Source organism: Geminicoccus roseus DSM 18922, from assembly GCF_000427665.1.
In the GTDB taxonomy this organism is placed as follows: domain Bacteria; phylum Pseudomonadota; class Alphaproteobacteria; order Geminicoccales; family Geminicoccaceae; genus Geminicoccus; species Geminicoccus roseus.
Window position 1 is genome coordinate 2,292,528 of record NZ_KE386572.1, and the last position, 16,450, is coordinate 2,308,977.

14 protein-coding genes are annotated in these 16,450 nt (G+C 65.2%); 8 read left to right on the forward strand and 6 right to left on the reverse strand.

Features of this window, described 5'->3' with window-relative positions; translation table 11 throughout:
• Positions 1–52: 52 nt before the first annotated feature.
• A complete protein-coding gene (locus GEMRO_RS0111725; protein ID WP_027134139.1) occupies positions 53–2,113 on the reverse strand; it encodes a hydantoinase/oxoprolinase family protein in 2,061 nt (686 codons plus the stop codon).
• 183 nt (positions 2,114–2,296) lie between these two features.
• Between GEMRO_RS0111725 and groEL the strand changes: the two genes are divergently transcribed.
• The 7 genes from groEL (at position 2,297) to GEMRO_RS32620 (ending at position 10,801) form a co-directional block, all read left to right on the forward strand.
• Complete coding sequence (gene groEL / locus GEMRO_RS29190) at positions 2,297–3,874, forward strand: chaperonin GroEL (RefSeq protein WP_169728367.1); 1,578 nt, start codon at positions 2,297–2,299, stop codon at positions 3,872–3,874.
• A 285-nt stretch (positions 3,875–4,159) separates the two neighbouring features.
• Positions 4,160–5,224 carry an ABC transporter ATP-binding protein gene (locus GEMRO_RS34195; RefSeq protein ID WP_027134140.1) on the forward strand — a complete coding sequence of 355 codons (1,065 nt, stop codon included), beginning with the start codon at positions 4,160–4,162 and terminating at the stop codon, positions 5,222–5,224.
• A gap of 54 nt (positions 5,225–5,278) precedes the next feature.
• Positions 5,279–6,496: a type 2 periplasmic-binding domain-containing protein gene (locus tag GEMRO_RS0111740; RefSeq protein ID WP_157505555.1), complete on the forward strand. Its 1,218-nt coding sequence runs from the start codon at positions 5,279–5,281 to the stop codon at positions 6,494–6,496.
• Between the two features lie 65 nt (positions 6,497–6,561).
• Positions 6,562–7,482 (forward strand): ABC transporter permease, encoded by a 921-nt coding sequence (locus tag GEMRO_RS0111745; protein ID WP_027134142.1) that lies wholly within the window; start codon positions 6,562–6,564, stop codon positions 7,480–7,482.
• On the forward strand, positions 7,479–8,351 hold the full coding sequence (locus GEMRO_RS0111750; protein ID WP_027134143.1) for an ABC transporter permease: 873 nt from the start codon (positions 7,479–7,481) through the stop codon (positions 8,349–8,351). Before GEMRO_RS0111745 ends, GEMRO_RS0111750 begins: the two co-directional genes overlap by 4 nt.
• Before the next feature lie 109 nt (positions 8,352–8,460).
• Positions 8,461–9,891, forward strand: a complete 1,431-nt coding sequence (locus GEMRO_RS0111755) for an aminotransferase (RefSeq protein ID WP_205624955.1) — start codon at positions 8,461–8,463, stop codon at positions 9,889–9,891.
• A 160-nt stretch (positions 9,892–10,051) separates the two neighbouring features.
• Entirely contained in the window at positions 10,052–10,801 is a 750-nt protein-coding gene (locus GEMRO_RS32620; protein ID WP_051328976.1) for a GntR family transcriptional regulator, read from the forward strand.
• A gap of 14 nt (positions 10,802–10,815) precedes the next feature.
• Here the strand turns inward: GEMRO_RS32620 and GEMRO_RS0111765 are convergent, their stop codons facing one another.
• Both GEMRO_RS0111765 and GEMRO_RS34655 read right to left on the reverse strand, forming a co-directional pair.
• Positions 10,816–11,574, reverse strand: coding sequence for an SDR family NAD(P)-dependent oxidoreductase (locus tag GEMRO_RS0111765; RefSeq protein WP_027134145.1), 759 nt, complete (start codon positions 11,572–11,574; stop codon positions 10,816–10,818).
• Between the two features lie 47 nt (positions 11,575–11,621).
• Positions 11,622–12,116 carry a PCC domain-containing protein gene (locus GEMRO_RS34655; RefSeq protein ID WP_169728369.1) on the reverse strand — a complete coding sequence of 165 codons (495 nt, stop codon included), beginning with the start codon at positions 12,114–12,116 and terminating at the stop codon, positions 11,622–11,624.
• Between GEMRO_RS34655 and GEMRO_RS34660 the strand changes: the two genes are divergently transcribed.
• Positions 12,108–12,497, forward strand: a complete 390-nt coding sequence (locus GEMRO_RS34660; RefSeq protein ID WP_169728370.1) for a hypothetical protein — start codon at positions 12,108–12,110, stop codon at positions 12,495–12,497. The two genes, GEMRO_RS34655 and GEMRO_RS34660, sit on opposite strands and share 9 nt — an antisense overlap.
• A 74-nt stretch (positions 12,498–12,571) precedes the next feature.
• Here the strand turns inward: GEMRO_RS34660 and GEMRO_RS0111775 are convergent, their stop codons facing one another.
• Genes GEMRO_RS0111775 through GEMRO_RS29200 form a run of 3 tightly spaced genes read right to left on the reverse strand, consistent with a single transcriptional unit; the run spans position 12,572 to position 16,217 of the window.
• Complete coding sequence (locus GEMRO_RS0111775; protein ID WP_027134147.1) at positions 12,572–14,194, reverse strand: acyl-CoA synthetase; 1,623 nt, start codon at positions 14,192–14,194, stop codon at positions 12,572–12,574.
• The gene (locus GEMRO_RS0111780) at positions 14,191–15,360 is read right to left on the reverse strand and encodes an acetyl-CoA acetyltransferase (protein WP_027134148.1); all 1,170 of its coding nucleotides are present in this window, start codon (positions 15,358–15,360) and stop codon (positions 14,191–14,193) included. The genes GEMRO_RS0111775 and GEMRO_RS0111780 overlap by 4 nt, the downstream gene beginning before the upstream one ends.
• Entirely contained in the window at positions 15,357–16,217 is an 861-nt protein-coding gene (locus tag GEMRO_RS29200; protein ID WP_205624956.1) for an IclR family transcriptional regulator, read from the reverse strand. The genes GEMRO_RS0111780 and GEMRO_RS29200 overlap by 4 nt, the downstream gene beginning before the upstream one ends.
• Positions 16,218–16,450 lie beyond the last annotated feature (233 nt).

Here is a 16,450-nt window from a genome sequence, read left to right on the forward strand (position 1 = left end):
CGAAGTGCATGGCGGGATCGTGGTGTCGGACACGTTCATCAGACCTCCACCCTCAGAACGTGACCCGCAGGCCGCCACCTTCGGTTCGCACCGCCGTCGTGCCCGGATCGACCACGACCGTGGTGAACGAGGACTCGATGATCGCGGGGCCGGTCACTGGCTCGCCCGCCTCCATGGCCTCGAACCGTGCCACCGGCGCATCGACCCAACCGGTGGCGGCGAAGTAGATCTGGCGGCGGTGCATCATCGGCCCTGCGCCCTTGGGACTGGGCAGGCGGCCGCTACCGCTCTCGCGCAACCGACAGCTCACCTTGGCGCGCCAGGTGACGAACTCGACCTCGGAATGAGGATCGCTGATCTCGAAGATGCTCTTGTGGGTGTCGTGGAACGCCTGCTTGAGCGCATCCAGTTCCGTCTGGCTGCTGATCCGGCCGGACGCCATCGGCACCTCGATCTCCCAGATCTGGTGCGGGTAGCGCGCTTCGACCGAGAACTCGGTGACGACCTCCAGGGCACCTTCGCCAGGCCCGTCCGCGAAGGCCTTGCAGCGGCGCTCCAGCTCGGACAGCACCTCGTTGACCTGCTCGAAGGGGAAGCGGTCGCTGACAGTGAACAGCATCTGCGCATAGTCGGACGAGAGCTCCGACATCAGCGCCCCCGCTGCGCTCAGCACGGCGCCGGCCTCCGGGATCAGGACGCCTGCGCAGCCCAGCCTCTTGCCGACCGCCACCGCATTCAGCCCGGCGGCGCCGCCTCCTCCGATCAGGATTGCCGTGCTCGGGTCGATCCCCTGGTTCACGGTGATCTCGTCGATGGCGCCCACCATCTTCTCGGTCGCCAGGGCCAGCACCGCCGCGGCGGTTTCCTCGACCGACAGGCCCAGCTTGTCGGAGACCTTCTCCTTCAATGCCGCCATCGCCGCGGCGCGGTCCAGCGCCATCGTGCCGCCCAGGAAGAAGTCCGGGTCGATGTAGCCCAGGATGATCGAGCAGTCGGTGACGGTCGGCTCGGTGCCGCCCTTGCCGTACGCGACGGGACCAGGCGTCGAGCCGGCGCTTTTGGGGCCGACCTGAAGAAGACCGCCGCTGTCGACCCAGGCGATCGAACCACCACCGGCTCCGATGCTCTTCACGTCGACCGAGGGGAAGCCGGTCATGTGGCCGCGGAAGCGCTGGCCCAGCCAGGTTTCACGGGTCCATGGAATGCGGCCGTCGCGGACCAGGCTGACGTCATAGCTGGTGCCACCAGTATCGGCGACGATCGCGGCTGCGTTGTCGAAGTCGCGGCTGGCATAGTAGCGGCCGGCAACAGGGGCCATGGCTGGCCCGGAGTTGATCGAGTGGATCGGGGCACGCGCCACTGCCTCGGCATCCATGATGCCGCCACCGGAGGTGACCATCAGCGTCCGGCCGGTAAAGCCTGCCTCGCGCAGCCGGTTGGTCAGGCCGTTCAGGTATTTGAACATGAGCGGCTTGAGCGAGGCGTCGATCACGGTGGCGGAGGCGCGGCGATACTCGCGCATGGTCGGGTTGAGGACGTGGGAGAGCGTCACCGAGACGTTGGGCAAATGCTCGGCCAGCATTTCGCCGATCCGCCGCTCGTGGGCGCTGTTCAGCACCGACCAGAGCAGGCAGATGCCGACTGCCTCGACCTTCTCCTCCCTCAGCTTCTCGATCACCCGCAAGACCGCGGCTTCATCAAGTTCCTTCACCACCTCGCCTTCGGCATTGATGCGCTCGGGCACCTCGAAGGTCAGGCGGCGCGGCACGTACGGCTCAGGGTAGGGGACCGTGAAGTTGAACGGCTCGATCCGGCCACCCTCGCGGATCACCAGGACATCCGGGTGGCCTTCCGTCGTCAGGAACGCCGTCTTGGCGGTGTTGCCGGTCAGGATCGCGTTGATCGCGCGGGTGGTGCCGTGAATGAACATCTGGCCGCGCGCCAGGAAGTCGCTGCGTTCCAGGCCATAATGCGTTGCCGCAAGACCAAGGGCGTCCAACACGCCGCGCACCGGGTCGTCCGGCGTGGTCGAGGCCTTGAACAGGCGGATCTCGTCCCCGTCTTCCACCACCAGATCGGTGAAGGTGCCGCCAGTATCGCAAGCGAGCCGCATTGATCTCGTCCCCCTCCTGCCCTTTTCCCGAAGGGTACGCACTGTGTGATCACAGGCGCAACCCCCGCTGTGATCACGGAGCAAGTCCCATGCCACTGGAGAGGGTTTCTCGTGATGGCACACCTCGTGCAAAGGTCTTCGGGCCGGTCCGCACGAGCGGAGGCGACAGGGGGGATTGGCGGCATGACGGCGAAGAGGATCCGGTGGGGAGCCTGTGCTGGCGAAGCGCTGGCGCGAGGTGCGGATGTCGCGGCTGATCTGGTTGGAGCTACGCTTGGACCGGCTGGCCGGTCGGTGCTGGTCGGGCGATCGTTCGCGGCCCCGTTGATGCTGCGCGGTGGCCATACGCTCCTCCAGCAACTCGAACTGGAAGATGCCGATCAGCAGATGGGCGTGCAGGCCATGCGGGAATTGGCATGGCGCACCAGCGAGGAGGTGGGGGACGGCACCAGTACCGCGATCGTGATGGCGCGGGCACTGCTGCGAGCCGGACTGAGGGCGGTGTCGGCGGGAATCGCGCCTGCCGATCTGCAGGATGCGATCGATGCCCATGCCAAGGTCGTGCTCCGGGAACTTGCAAGCGCAGGGCGACCTGTCTCCGGCCGGGATCAATTGGTTCCCCTCGCCACCCAGGCTGCCGGCGGCGATACCGCTATCGGGGCGCTGGTCGCCGACGCGCACGAGCAGGTGGGACCTCACGGGGTGGTGCAGGTCCAGGAAGGCCGGGGCAGTACGGACGAGATCGAGATCGTGCCCGGACTGCATTTCGACCAGGGCTGGATTTCGCCGCATTTTGTCGATGATCCCAAGACGCAGAGCGTCGAGATCGATGATCCCTTGATCATCATGCATCTGGGCGTTCTCAATGACCTGGGTCCCATCGTGCCGATGCTGGAGATGGTCGCCAAGGCCCATCGCGGCTTGGTACTGATCGCAGAGAACGTGGGCGGTGAGGCGCTCGCCACGCTGGTCGTCAACAAGCAGCGGGCCGGCTTCAAGGTTGCTGCCGTCAAGGCTCCGGGTGCCGGCGCCTGGCGGGCATTGATGCTGGACGACATTGCGGTCGCCACCGGCGGCGCGATGGTTGCCGAGCATCTCGGTACCCGGCTCGAGCATCTGCGCCCCCAGATGGCCGGACGCGCTGCCAGGATTCGCATTACCCGTTCCGGCACCATCATCACGGGCGGCAGGGCGGATCCTGCTGCCATTGATCTGCGCCGACGCGAGATCCGGGACGCAATCGCCCGGGAGAAGCATTTGTCGTTTGATCGCGACCAGCACCGCAAGCGCCTGGCGCGGCTGGAAGGTGGCATCGCCACCCTGCGCCTGGGTGGATCCAGCGCTATCGAGATCGCTGATCGCCAGAAGCGCGCCCAGAGCGCATCGGCAGCCGTGCAGGCGGCGCAGGAAGGCGGAGTCGTGCCAGGTGGCAGTGCAGCGCTGATTCACGCGGGGCGCCGGGCCCGTGCCGTCCTGCCGGACGACTTTCTGGGCCGACTGGTCGGGCAGGTCTTCGAAGCCGGCCTGCATGCCCCCCTTCGTATCATCGCCGACAACGCCGGCCTCGACGGCCGGATGGTGGTCCATCGCCTGGCAGCTGGGGGAGACGATACCGCTTTCGATGTGCTTGGGCAGAATACGGTTGGAAGCGATTTCCTGGGTGATCCCCTGCCGGTGCTGAACGCGGCACTCAGCAATGCCGTGTCCACGGCGTCACGCCTTCTCGGGGCCTCCGTTACGATCACTTCCGACGCTGCGTGAGCATCCCAAATAGGCGGTTGCCTGCTCTGTGATCACAGATTATTCCTTGAAGCATGGGGAGAGGGAACCGCGAGTTCCCTGAAAAACGAACGGCGCTGCAGGCTGGCACGGCTGTTGCACGCTGTGATCACTAGAATGAGTGCCGACGCTCTCGGGCAACCGGGTCTTGCTGAAAGGTTGCGCATGCCGCACGGTCAGACAGCCCTAGCATCGCGGCCTGCGGGCCGTATTGTGGAGGCACAGTCCTCAATGGCCGACCCTGGCCCAGCTCCCGCTGTCCAGCCGATGCTGGAAGTCATCGATGCCGTGCACGCCTATGGCGACGTAGTCGCGCTGGACAACGTCACGGTCACTGCCGCGCCAGGCGAATTCCTGACCATCCTCGGCGAGAGCGGGTCCGGGAAGACCACGTTGCTGCGTCTCATCTCGGGGTTGGAGAAGCCCTACAAGATCGGCGCACTGCGACTGAACGGCGTGGATGTCCGCGAGGTCCCGGCGTTCTCGCGCAATTGCACGACCGTCTTCCAGAACTACGCCCTTTTCCCGCACATGACGGTGGGCGCCAACGTCGAGTACGGGCTGAAAGTCCGCGGCGTGGCGATGCCCGAGCGGCAGGAACGCGCGCGCGAGGCGCTGAACCTGGTGCGTCTTGCCGACAAGTACGATCGCAAGATCCATCAGCTATCCGGTGGCGAGCGCCAGCGCGTGGCCCTGGCGCGGGCGCTTGTACCGCGGCCGGCCATCCTCCTGCTCGACGAGCCGCTGGGTGCCCTGGACGAGAAGCTGCGCGTCGACATGCAGGTGGAACTCATGGAGATCCACAAGACGCTCGGCATGACCTTCGTCTACATCACCCACAGCCAGGAAGAAGCGCTCACGATGAGTGACCGCATCATCCTGATGCGCAAGGGCCGGATTGAGCAGGCCGGGCCGCCGCCCGCGATCTTCGACCGACCGGTAAGCCGGTTCGTCGCTGAATTCATGGGGGTCGAAAACCTTCTCAGGGCGGAACTCGTGGCGCTGGATGGCGATCGGGCGACGGTGCAGGTAGGTGGTGCACGGCTGGACGGCCGCTGGTCCGGCAAGAGCCGGCCGCCCCTCGGTTCGGAAGTGGCTGTCGGCATGCGGGCGGAGCGACTGCACATTGCCGATCAGGCTCCGGACAACGACGCCCTGAACGTCCTGCCGGGCCGCCTCGACAGCGCGATCTACAAGGGAAAATATCTAGACCGCACCGTCCTTACCGAGATCGGGCCGATCAAGGTGCGCTTGTGGGATTCGTCCTCCACCACCAGGGACCGCGGGTTCGTCTGGTGGAAGAAGGACGACTGCATGGTCATGAGCGCCTGAGCCAGCACGGCCATCGTCAGCGACATTGCCCTCAGCCAGAGAATGGAGAAGCCGATGACCAGAGGTAAGTTCGATCCGAGCGACCCGCGCATGTCGCGGCGCAGCTTTGTGGAGAGTGCGCTCTCCCTCACCGCCCTGACCACGGCTGCGGCAACGCTGCCGGCTGCCGTTCCGGGGATGAGCCAGCAGGCCTGGGCGGCCGGAGAGGCGGTCAAAGGCTATGGCGTGACCACGGCGCAGCTGAAGGACTGGTCGATCATGACCAAGTCCATCGGCGTCGATATCGAGTACACGCCGACCAACGCCGACATCGGCGTGTTCATGCGCGATGTGATGTCGAACGACCTGGGAGCGACCCACGACATCTTCATCTTTGACGGCGGTACTGAAAAGGTCCTCGGCCCGGAGGGCTATTACGCAGAGATCATCGAGGATCAGCCGGAACTCACTTTGTGGGAGCGGACCCCGGACGCATGGAAGCGCTCGGACCTGATCCGCGCCGAAGGCAAGCAGTACGGCGTGCCGGTGATCGGCAATGGCGACGCGTTCGGCTATTTCCCTGAGGTCATCGACGCCAATCCGAACGGGATGGACGAGATACCCTGGACCACCTTCTTTGAGGGGGAGCAGGTCAAGGGACGGGTAGCGATCGATCGCAGCTGGCTGCAGTCGATGACCGAGACTGCCAACTACCTGAAACATCATGGCAAGGCGGAGATCGACGATCCGGCCGACCTGCCGCAGGAGCAGGCGCGCCAGGTGGCGGACTACCTGGTCGAGCGCAAGCGGGCCGGACAGTTCCGGACGATCTTCACGGCGTTCGAGGAACAGGTACAACTGCTTTCCAACAAAGAGATCGACATGATCAATTGTTGGGAACCGGCCACCAAGGAAGCCAACAACGCTTTAGGTGCCGGTACGGTGATCTATGCGTTCACCGTAGAAGGCTATTACAAGTGGGGCCATGGCGCCTATGTCCATACCCAGGCCATGGAGCGCGGCAACCTCGACAACATCTACAAGGTTCTGAATTATTTTCTTGGTGGCGAATATCGCGCCTATCAGGCCAAGCAGCGTGGCTATGCCGGCCCGAACATGGACCTGGGCGTTCAGTACGCCATCGAGCACGACTGGCCGCAGGAAGACATCGACCTCCTCAAGTGGACCGAGGAGAAGGTGAACCGCAAGTTCGAGAAGCCATTCTTCGGCAAGTCGACACCGACCAATGCCGACGTGATGGAAGAAGAGTGGCAACGTTTCCTGAACGCCTGACCTGAACAGGGGCCGGCCGACCTGCGGGCGGCCCCTTCATCTTGCAGCAGAGGAGGCCATTGCCGATGGCGGCAGCGCTGACGCCGACGCGACGTGCATGGGGCAAGCGGGTGCTGGACCGCCTGACGCCTACCGGTCTGGCGGTGCCGGCCTTCCTGATTGCCTGGTCGTTCCTGGTCATCGTTCCGCTGCTCGTCATCGTGATGTTCAGCTTCTTCCAGGTGAAGTCGTACCGGATCGTCTACGAGCCCTCCCTTGCCACCTGGGAGACGCTGATCGAGTCCGGTCGCTGGATCACCGCCGTGCGGACCTTGCGGATCGGGATCACCATGACGGTGATCGAACTGCTGCTGGCGTTCCCCTTCGCGCTCTGGCTGGCCAAGGGCTGCAAGTCCAAGACCGTCAAGGCGCTGATCATCACCCTGCTCACGATCCCGTTCTTCCTGGATACCTCGTCGCGGATCATTGTCTGGCGGTCGATCCTGGGCACCAACGGCTTCGTGAACACCGTCCTGATGTCGTCGGGCCTGATCGACGAGCCGATCAGCTGGCTGCTCTACTCGGAGTTCGCCGTTCATTTCGGCATGCTCGGGACCTACTTCCCGACCATGGTCTTTCCGATCTTCATGATCATGTCGCTGATCGACGACGACTACATCCAGGCTAGCAGCGACCTTGGCGGCAGTCCGGGCCAGACCCTGCTCTACGTGATCCTGCCCATGTCGCTGCCGGGCGTGGTAGCCGGGGTGGTCTTCACCCTCGTGCCGCTGATGGCCGCCTTCACCGAGCCGCAGATGCTGGGTGGCGGGTTCGTCAACCTGCTGGGCAACTCGGTCAATTCGGCCCTGCAGGAACTGAAGTATCCCACGGCAGCGGCCCTCTCGACCGTCGTCGTGGCGCTGCTCGGCCTCTGCCTCGCCGCCCTGATCATGATCACCCGAAAGCGGTTCGACATGTCCACCATGTTCCAGGCGATCCAGCGATGATCGGCTCTCCGTCCATGCCGACGATGGCGCTGATCGACGAGCGGGCGCTGGGCGAGCGCAGCCGGTTCTGGCGCCGGATCAGCCGCTGGCCGGGTTGGCCGGGGGTCGCAAGGGCGCTTGGCTTCTTCGCGATCGCGATGATCTACGTGCCGATGCTCTGGCTGGCGATCATGTCGTTTGCCGAGAGCCCCCTTTCCGGGATGCCCTATCCGCTGACTCTCGGCAATTACGGCGCCCTGGTGGAGGACGAGCGGTGGATTCCGCCCCTGCAGACCAGCTTGGTGATGAGCCTGCTGGTGGCGCTCGTCTGCATGGTGATCGCCACCATGGTCGGCCGGGCGATCACGCGGATGCGACGGCCGGGTGGCGTCCTGCTGCTCACCCTGCTCCCGCTGTTCGTGCCGGGACTGACCATGGGGGCGGCGCTGTTCATCTTCCTGCGCACCATGCTCGGCCTGACCATGGGGCTGTGGTCGATATTCCTGGCGCAGCTGATCTGGGCGCTGCCGTTCGCCCTCCTGCTGGTCCTGGTGATCGCGAGCCGCTTCGATCTGCGGCTCCTGGAGGCGGCGGAGGATCTGGGCGCGCCACCCTGGCGGCGCTTTTGGGACATTGAGATGCCGCTCCTGCGGCCGGGCGTGTTCGGTGCCGGCGTGTTCGGCTTCCTCCTCTCGTTCAATGAACTGCTGCGTTCGCTGTTCCTGCGCGGCGTCGAGACGACCATGCCGATCTACAACTGGGCGATGGCCGCCTCGCAGCAGTCGCAGGTCCCGATCATCTTCTCGCTGGCGACCATCATCCTGGTGGTCACGCTGCCGGTGATGGGCCTGTTCTTCTGGTTCCTGTTCGTCAAGCTCGACCGCAGCTGACCTGCCGTCGCAGCGTCATTGACGGTCCTGCTCGTCCAGGAGCACAACTGTGATCACACTGCGCCGCCCTCTTTCGGCGACGCTTCTTTCCCATTCATGGAGGCGACCGATGCTGGATGATCAAGCGCTGGGCGAGCGTGCCAATTACTCCTTGGAAGACATGGACCGGAACAGCCTGTTCCATCCCCTGACGTCGATCGCCACGCACATGGACAAGGGCCCTCATATCATGGGCAGCGCCAAGGGCGCCCGCCTCCGTGATCACAGTGGCAACGAGTTGGTGGATTGCTCCGGCGGGCTCTGGTGCGTGAATGTCGGCTATGGCCGGCCCGAGATCGCCGAGGCCGCCAAGCAGGCCATCCTGGACCTGAACTACTGGCATCTGTTCGGCTCGTCCTCCAACGAGGCAACGATCCGGCTTGCCGACAAGGTGCTCACCCTGTTCCATGAACAGGCGAATGCCCGGCACCTGAAGCGCGTGTTCTTCGGCACCTCCGGATCCGATGCCAATGACACCAACTACAAGCTCGTCCGCTACTACGCCAACCTGCGCGGCACCCCTGAGAAGAAGAAGATCATTTCCCGCCAGGGAGGCTATCACGGCCTGACGGCGGCGGCGGCGGCGCTCACCGGCATTCCCGTCTACCACAAGGCGTGGAGCCTGCACTCGGACGACGTCATCCACACCAGTTGCCCGCATTACTTCCGCTTCGCCCATGACGGCGAGAGCGAGGAGGCATTCTGCGACCGGATGATCGCCGAGATCGAAGGGATCATCGAGCGCGAAGGGGCGGACAAGATCGGCGCGTTCATTGCCGAGCCCATCATGGGAACCGGCGGCGTCCTGATGCCCCCCAAGGGCTACTTCGCCAAGCTCCAGCCTGTGCTGCAGAAGCACGACATCCTGCTGATCGCCGACGAGGTGATCACCGGCTTTGGCCGCACGGGCCATTGGTTCGGCACCGGTCTCTACGATCTCAAGCCCGACATCGTGACCCTCGCCAAGGGTATCACCAGCGCCTACTTCCCGGTCTCCGCCTCGGTGGTGTCCGACAGGATCTGGAACGTCCTGGAAGGCGCCTCGGCTGAGTTCGGGCCGGTGATGCACGGCTTCACCTATTCCGGGCATCCGGTCGGTGCCGCCGTGGGACTGGCCAACCTCGCCATCATGGAGAACGAGGGGATGGTTCAGAATGCCCGCATGGTGGGAACCTATCTCCGTGACGGCCTCCAGCAGCGCCTGGCCGAGCATCCGTTTGTCGGAGATGTTCGCGGCGAGGGGTTGATGATCGGCGTGGAGTTCACTGCGGATCGTGCCAAGCGGCGCCCGTTCGCCCCCGGCACCGGTGCCCACCGTGTGGCCGCGGCCAAGGCGGTGGAACACAAGCTGATGGTCCGCGCCCTGCCGTTCATCGAGGTGGTGTCGTTCTCGCCGCCGCTCTGCATCACCAAGGCGGAGTGCGACATGGCAATCGACCGGTTCGCTAGCGCCCTGAATGCGGCGACCCCGGAACTTGCACGGCTGAGCGCCTTGTCCTGATCGACGACGACGGTGGGGGCTTGTCTGGCTTCCACCGTCGCTCCTTCCGACATCATGTCGCCAGACGGTTGTCTGCCGGCGGAACCCGCGCGATAGCGGCCGGGGATGAGTGCGCTCATCAAGCCGCCGCCTATGTCGTTCCACCATATTGAAGTCACGCATGACATCCGATGGCATCGGCCCGGCCTGGCTGCTGCGGCATCGTCCAGATGCGCCCGAGCCCGACGAGAGTACGTTAGGTCAACAGGTCTATCTCGGCCTGGAAGAGCGGATCCTCACAGGCCAGCTCTTGCCGGGCGCCAAGGTCAGCCTGCGCAAGCTCGCGACCTCCCTTGAGACGAGCATGCAGCCGGTCCGCGAGGCGGTCGGACGGCTGGTGGCTGCCTCTGCCCTGGAAATGACGCCCAACCGGTCGATCCGGGTGCCCCCGGTCGACCGGGGGGTGATCGACGAGATCTGGGCCATGCGGCTGCTCCTGGAGGGAGAAGCGGCGGCCCGCTTCGCGGCCCGTCATACCCTGGCGGAAACCCGAGAACTGTTCGCACCCACCCGCACCATGCGCACCTTACGGTTCGGCGTCGATCTGGTGCCGACCATGCAGGGGCTGATGGAGTGGAACTTCCGCCTCCTGCGCGGCTCAGGCTCGCCCATTCTGATCGGCATGGTCCATGGCCTGCTCTTGCGGTACGCCCCGTTCCTCGCGCATGCGCTGACGGTGCCGACGCCCTATGACGAGGCCTTCCTGCAGTTCACCCTGCATATCCAGGACGAACTCGTGCTGGCGATCGAGGCGGGGGATGTCGCGGCGGCGCGTCACCTGCGCTGCGCCGACCTCCGGTCCTTTCAGCGGTTCCTGTACAGCCGGGTTGGCTGGCAGCCGGGAGTGGGAGACGACGTTCCGGCGGCCTGAGCGCTTCGCCCTGCTCAGTCGATGATGCCACCTGCCAGGAAGCCTCCATCGACTCCGATGACCTGGCCGGTGACATAGCTGGAGCCGTCGGGGTCGATCAGGTAGGCGATGGCGCCCGCGACTTCTTCCGGCATGCCATAGCGGCGCATGGGCACGGTGCGGTACCAGCTCTGGCGCATGCGCTTGCTATGGAAAGCTGCGACCAGCGGCGTCTCGATCGGGCCCGGTGCCACGATGTTGACCCGGATGCCGAGCGGGGCGAGTTCTACCGCCATCACCTTGGTGAGCGTGGTGATCGCGGCCTTCGAGGCGCCATACGCGGCGCGCCCGACATTGCCTGCTATCCCCGAGACGCTCCCAATGTTGACGATCGACCCGCCGCCACTCTGGGCCATCGCCTTGGCCACGGCCTTGGCGACCAGGAACGAGCCGATCAGGTTGATCTCGTAGACGCTGCGGAGCATCTGGGCGGTTGTATCGAGGAACGTCGCATCCGCGCCGACACCCGCCGAGTTCACCAGCCCTGCCACCGGCCCGCGCTCCCGCAGGGTGCGTTCGACCAGCTCGTCGATCATGGCTTCGTTGGTGACGTCGAGCAGGGCCGTCGAGAGCCTGTCACCATCATCGGCGCAACTCGCCGCCGTCCGCTCGAGCGCCTCAGGGTCGCGGTCGGCGGCGACCACCTGCCAGCCCTGGTCGAGAAGGCGCCGGACGCTCGCCTGGCCGATGCCTGAGCCGCCGCCTGTCACGATCACCGCTGGTCTCGTCGCCATCTCCCGCTCCCTTTGCGTGGGCCACACATCCGGCACCGGCCGCGTTCTCAGTCGGACGGTTCGATCACGAATTCGGCGGTGACGCAGACCGGGTTCTGTCCGCGCACCAGCACCCCTTCCGAGATCGCGCCATCCATGTCGACAATTGCGATGTCGATCCGGGCACGATGTCCTTGGGGTGTCTTCACGACCAGCCCCTCCCGGACAAGCAGTTCGGTGGCGTAGGAATCCACAACGCCGCCATCCTCGAAGCGGGCGCCGTTCAGGCTGCCGATCCCATGGATGCGAGCTCGATCGACGCCATGGCCGGCGCAGATCGCCTCAAGGGCCAGGCAGACGTCTTCGTTGGGCCGGATCGTCACTGCAAGGCCAAGGCCTTCGCGGTGGCCGAGTACGGTGGGCTTCTCGAGACGATCGGGCGTGAACAGGGTGAAGTTGGTCTCGGGATCATGAACCGCCGTGAACGCCCCCTCGATCAGGCCGATCCCCGTGACCTGGACCGATTCGGCGACCTCCGTGTCGAGCGGCAAGAGATGGCCCATGCGGCGAATGCCATCGCTTCCGGACCAGAGGCCGTGGCAGTGGATGAACGGCGCGCCATCCCGTCGCCCGACGATGGCGCCAGCTTCTTCGATCTGGACCGGGCCTTCTGGGCTATAGGTGGCGCTATACCATGCTGCATGATCCGTGCCCGGAGACCCTGCCGGGATCACGTAGTGGAAGGGCTGAAAGCGGCCGCCGCGGATCCGGATGAAGCCGCCGGCGCAGCCCGCATCAGCGAAACCATGGGCAATGGCGGCATTGACGCTCCGCCCGGGCTCGATCCGGAAGCTCAATGGTATCGCTGGGGCGGCCATGCTGGCGGATCGCTGGGCGGCCGGAGGCCCGGGATGGCGGATCCAGCGCTGCGGCGGGCTTGGTGATCCCCCACCGTCCAGGCTGCTCGGCTCCATGATGGGAGACGTCCTTCGGGCAGTTCCAGACTCCGGCGGATTCGTCACGCCGCCTTGTCCGGATCGAGCAGCCTGCGCTCCTGCAGCGTCTCCCGAATCAGCTTCTTGGTGATCTTGCCGTAGGCGGACTTCGGCATCTCGTCCAAGAAGATGAAGCGCTTGGGCATCTTGTAGCGAGCAAACTTGCCTTCAAGAAACGCCGCCAGATCGGCATCCGACACGGTGCCCTCAGCCGTGCGGACACAGACGGCGATTCCGACCTCGCCCCAGACGGGGTCTGGGACGCCTAGTACCGCGACCTCGCTGATCTCGGGATGGATCAGGATCTTCTCCTCGATCTCGCGGGGATAAACGTTGGATCCTCCGGAGATGAACATGTCAGAGGCGCGGCCGGTGATATAGAGAAAGCCGCTCTCATCGAGATGGCCTAGATCGCCGGTTCGAAACCAGCCGTTGCGGAACGCTTTCGCATTGGCTTCCGGATTGTCGTAGTAGCCGGCGAACACGGCCGGACCAGCGACGCAGATCTCGCCAGTGCTCCCTGGCGGCAGTTCGGTGCCGTCATCGCCCTGGATCGACACGCGCATGCCGGTTCGCTCGAATCCGCAGGTGCCGACACGGGCGGCCGGAATGTCCTCTTCGTGGTGCTCGCTCGGAGGCAGGACGGTGATGTTGCCGGTCACTTCGCCCAGCCCGAAATACTGCACGAGAACAGGCCCGAGCTTGGCCAGCGCCTTCTTCTGGTCCGCGCGGTACATCGGGGCGCCGGCATAGATCACGTAGCGCAGGGAGGAGTGGTCATGACGGTCGACCGCTGGATGCTCGACGAGCATCTTCAGGATGGTCGGTACCGTGAACATGTTGGAGATCCGCCACTTCTCGACGAGCGACCAGGCCATGTCGACGTCGAAGCGCTCGCCCGGCAGCAGAACCGTCTTGGCCCCTGCCGCCACCTGCACCAGCTGGTGGATGCCTGCGCCATGCGACAGCGGGGCAACCACCAAGGAGGCATCGTCCTTGCCCGTTCCAGGCATCAGGTCGCATAGATGATTGGCGATGACAAAGGCCATCTGGCCATGGGTAAGGACAGCCGCCTTGGGCCGTCCGGTCGTGCCGGAGGTGAAAAAGAACCAGCACGGATCATCCCGGTCGACCACCGTGTCCGGAACGACCGCGCCCAGATGGCGCGCTACCAGCGTGTCATGGTCGCTGGCGAAATCGGCTGCTCCGATCGAGATCGTGAAGCGGAGCTGCGGGCAGGATTGCTGGCATGTCGCGGCGTGCTGCGGAAACGACGCATTGCAGATCAGTCCCTTGGCGCCACTCGCCTGAGCGAGAAAGGCGATCTCTTCCGGGGTCTGGCGAAAATTGGCCGGAACCCACACCGCGCCCAAGCGAAAGCAGGCGAACATCGCCTCGAACATCTGGTTGCAGTTCTGCGACTGCACCAGGATCCGGTCACCCTTCTCGACGCCATAGTCGTCGCGGAGCGCGGCCGCGATCGCGTCGACCCGCGCCCCCAGTTCATTCCAGGTCCAGCGGGCCTCGCCCCAGACTAGCGCCACCTCGTCCCCAAGGCGGCGGCGCGAACGGGTCAGGAAATGGGCAAGGTTGGCGACGGTGGTCGAGACGGGCGTGATGCCGCCCCTGGGGCTGACCGCCGTCACTTCACGCGCTCCATGATCGACACGTAGTTGGCGACCGCGGCGCCGCCCATGTTGAAGACGCCGGCCAGGGTGGCGTTCGGGATCTGCATGGCGCCACCCTCGTTCATGAGCTGCATCGCCGCCATCACATGCATCGAGACGCCGGTGGCGCCGATCGGATGCCCCTTGGACTTCAGGCCGCCGGAGGGATTGACCGGGAGTCGCCCGTCCTTTGTCGTCCAGCCCTCCCGGACCGCCCGGTGCCCCTGGCCCGGCTCGACCAGACCCATCGCCTCGTACTCGATCATTTCGGCAATGGTGAAGCAGTCATGGGTCTCGACCAGGTCGAGGTCGTCCAGGCTCAGGCCCGCGTTCGAGAGCGCCTTGGACCAAGCGATTCTAGCGCCCCTGAACTCGGTTACATCGCGCCGGCTGAGCGCCAGGATGTCGTTGGCGTTGCAGCGGGCGCGAAAGCCGATGGCGCGCCGCAGACCACTTGCGGTCTCTTCATCCGCCACGATCAGGGCGGCGGCGCCGTCCGACACCAGCGAGCAGTCGGTGCGCCGGAGGGGAGGGGCGACATACGGGTTCTTCTCGGAGACCGTGTTGCAGAAGTCGAACCCGAAATCCCTGCGCATATGGGCATAGGGATTCGCCATCCCGTTGGCGTGGTTCTTGGCGGCGATCATCGCGAGCTCGGAGGACCGGTCGCCGTGCTTTTGGAAGTACTGCTGGGCGATCCGGCCGAACAGTCCGGCAAAGCCGCCTTCGACCTCGGCCTCCTCGGCGCGGTAGCAGGCGCTGAGCAGGATGTCGCCGACATCGGCCGTGGGGGTTGCGGTCATCTTCTCCGCGCCGACGACCAGCGCCACCCGGCCGCGCCCGGCTTCGATGAAGTCCATGGCGCTGTAGAGCGCAGCCGAGCCGGTGGCACAGGCGTTCTCCATGCGCACCGCCGGCACATGATCCAGCCCCTCCTGGGCCATCGCGACCAGGGCGCCCTGGAAGTCCTGCTTGGAGAAGCCGTTGTTCATGACCCCGACGAAGATCCCGTCCACCGCCTCGGTTCCGATACCGGCATGGTCCAGGGCGGCGCCGACGACCTCGGCCATCAGGCGCTCGGTCGAGGGGGCCTCCGACTTGCCGAACTGGTTGTGCGCCCAGCCAACGATCTGCGCCTTGCTCATGGAGCTAACCTTTCCAGCCTCGTCTCGATCCCGTTCTCTGCCGTGGGGATGTCCTTGGAACGGACGTCCGGTCGCCGCCCAGCAGGCTTGGCGGTGAACATGCGCCGGAGCTTGTCTTCCACCCTGGAGGCTTCCCTCTGGAGCAGCCTGCCCAGTTCCTCCTGCCGGTCCTCGCCCATCCTGCTGTCGATCGCGGCGATGCTCAGGGCTCCGGCCGGACGACCGTTCGGGTAGAGCATCGCCACCCCGATCGCCCATGAGTTCGGCAGGATCAGGCCAGGATTGATCGACCAGCCCCGCGCCCGGGTGAGAGCCACGTGGTGACGCAGGAGCGGCAGGGAGTAGCTCGGGTATTGGGCGGCCAGGACCGGTTGGTTGGCCTCCAAAACCCGTTCCACGTCCTCGTCGGGCAGCACTGCCAGAATGGCGAGGGATCCTCCTCCGACTCCGAGCGGGTGCTGGTAGCCGACCTGCAGGGCATGGATCCGGATCGGAAAGGCGCCTTCCTCCCGATGAAGGCATACAGCATGGTTGTCACGGCGCACCGAAAGGAAACTGGTGTCACCGCTTTCCCGGGCGAGCGCCGCCAGGCTCTCCATGGCGAGGTCGAGCAGGCCGAAGCGACGCGAGGCAAGGGTACCCAGCACGAAAGCTTCTTCGCCGAGGAAGTAATGGCGGGATGCTTCATCCTGCTCGACGAGGCGGGCGCGGATCAGGGCCAGGAGCAGCCGGCGCGCGGTTGGCCGGTTCAGCCCGGTCTCGGCCACGATGGTAGCAAGCCCGACGCCGCGGTCCGGATGACGGCCGACCAGTGCCAGCAGCGTCAGTGCCCGATCGACGCTCTGAGCGCCACCCACATCCCGCTGGCCTGTTGCCGTGCCCCCCACTTAGCCTCCCGATCTGTCCACCATGTGGACATTGCCTTATCACCGGCCATTGTGCGGCTGCCGAAATGACCTTGCAAGCGGCGAAGGCGGCTGCGATTTTGTCCAAGCTAGTTCGCAGAGCGCATCCACATGGTGGATACCGCCGAAGGTCATCGGGCCGCAGTGTCCGAAAGACAGATCAGGGAGACAACATCGTGCATATC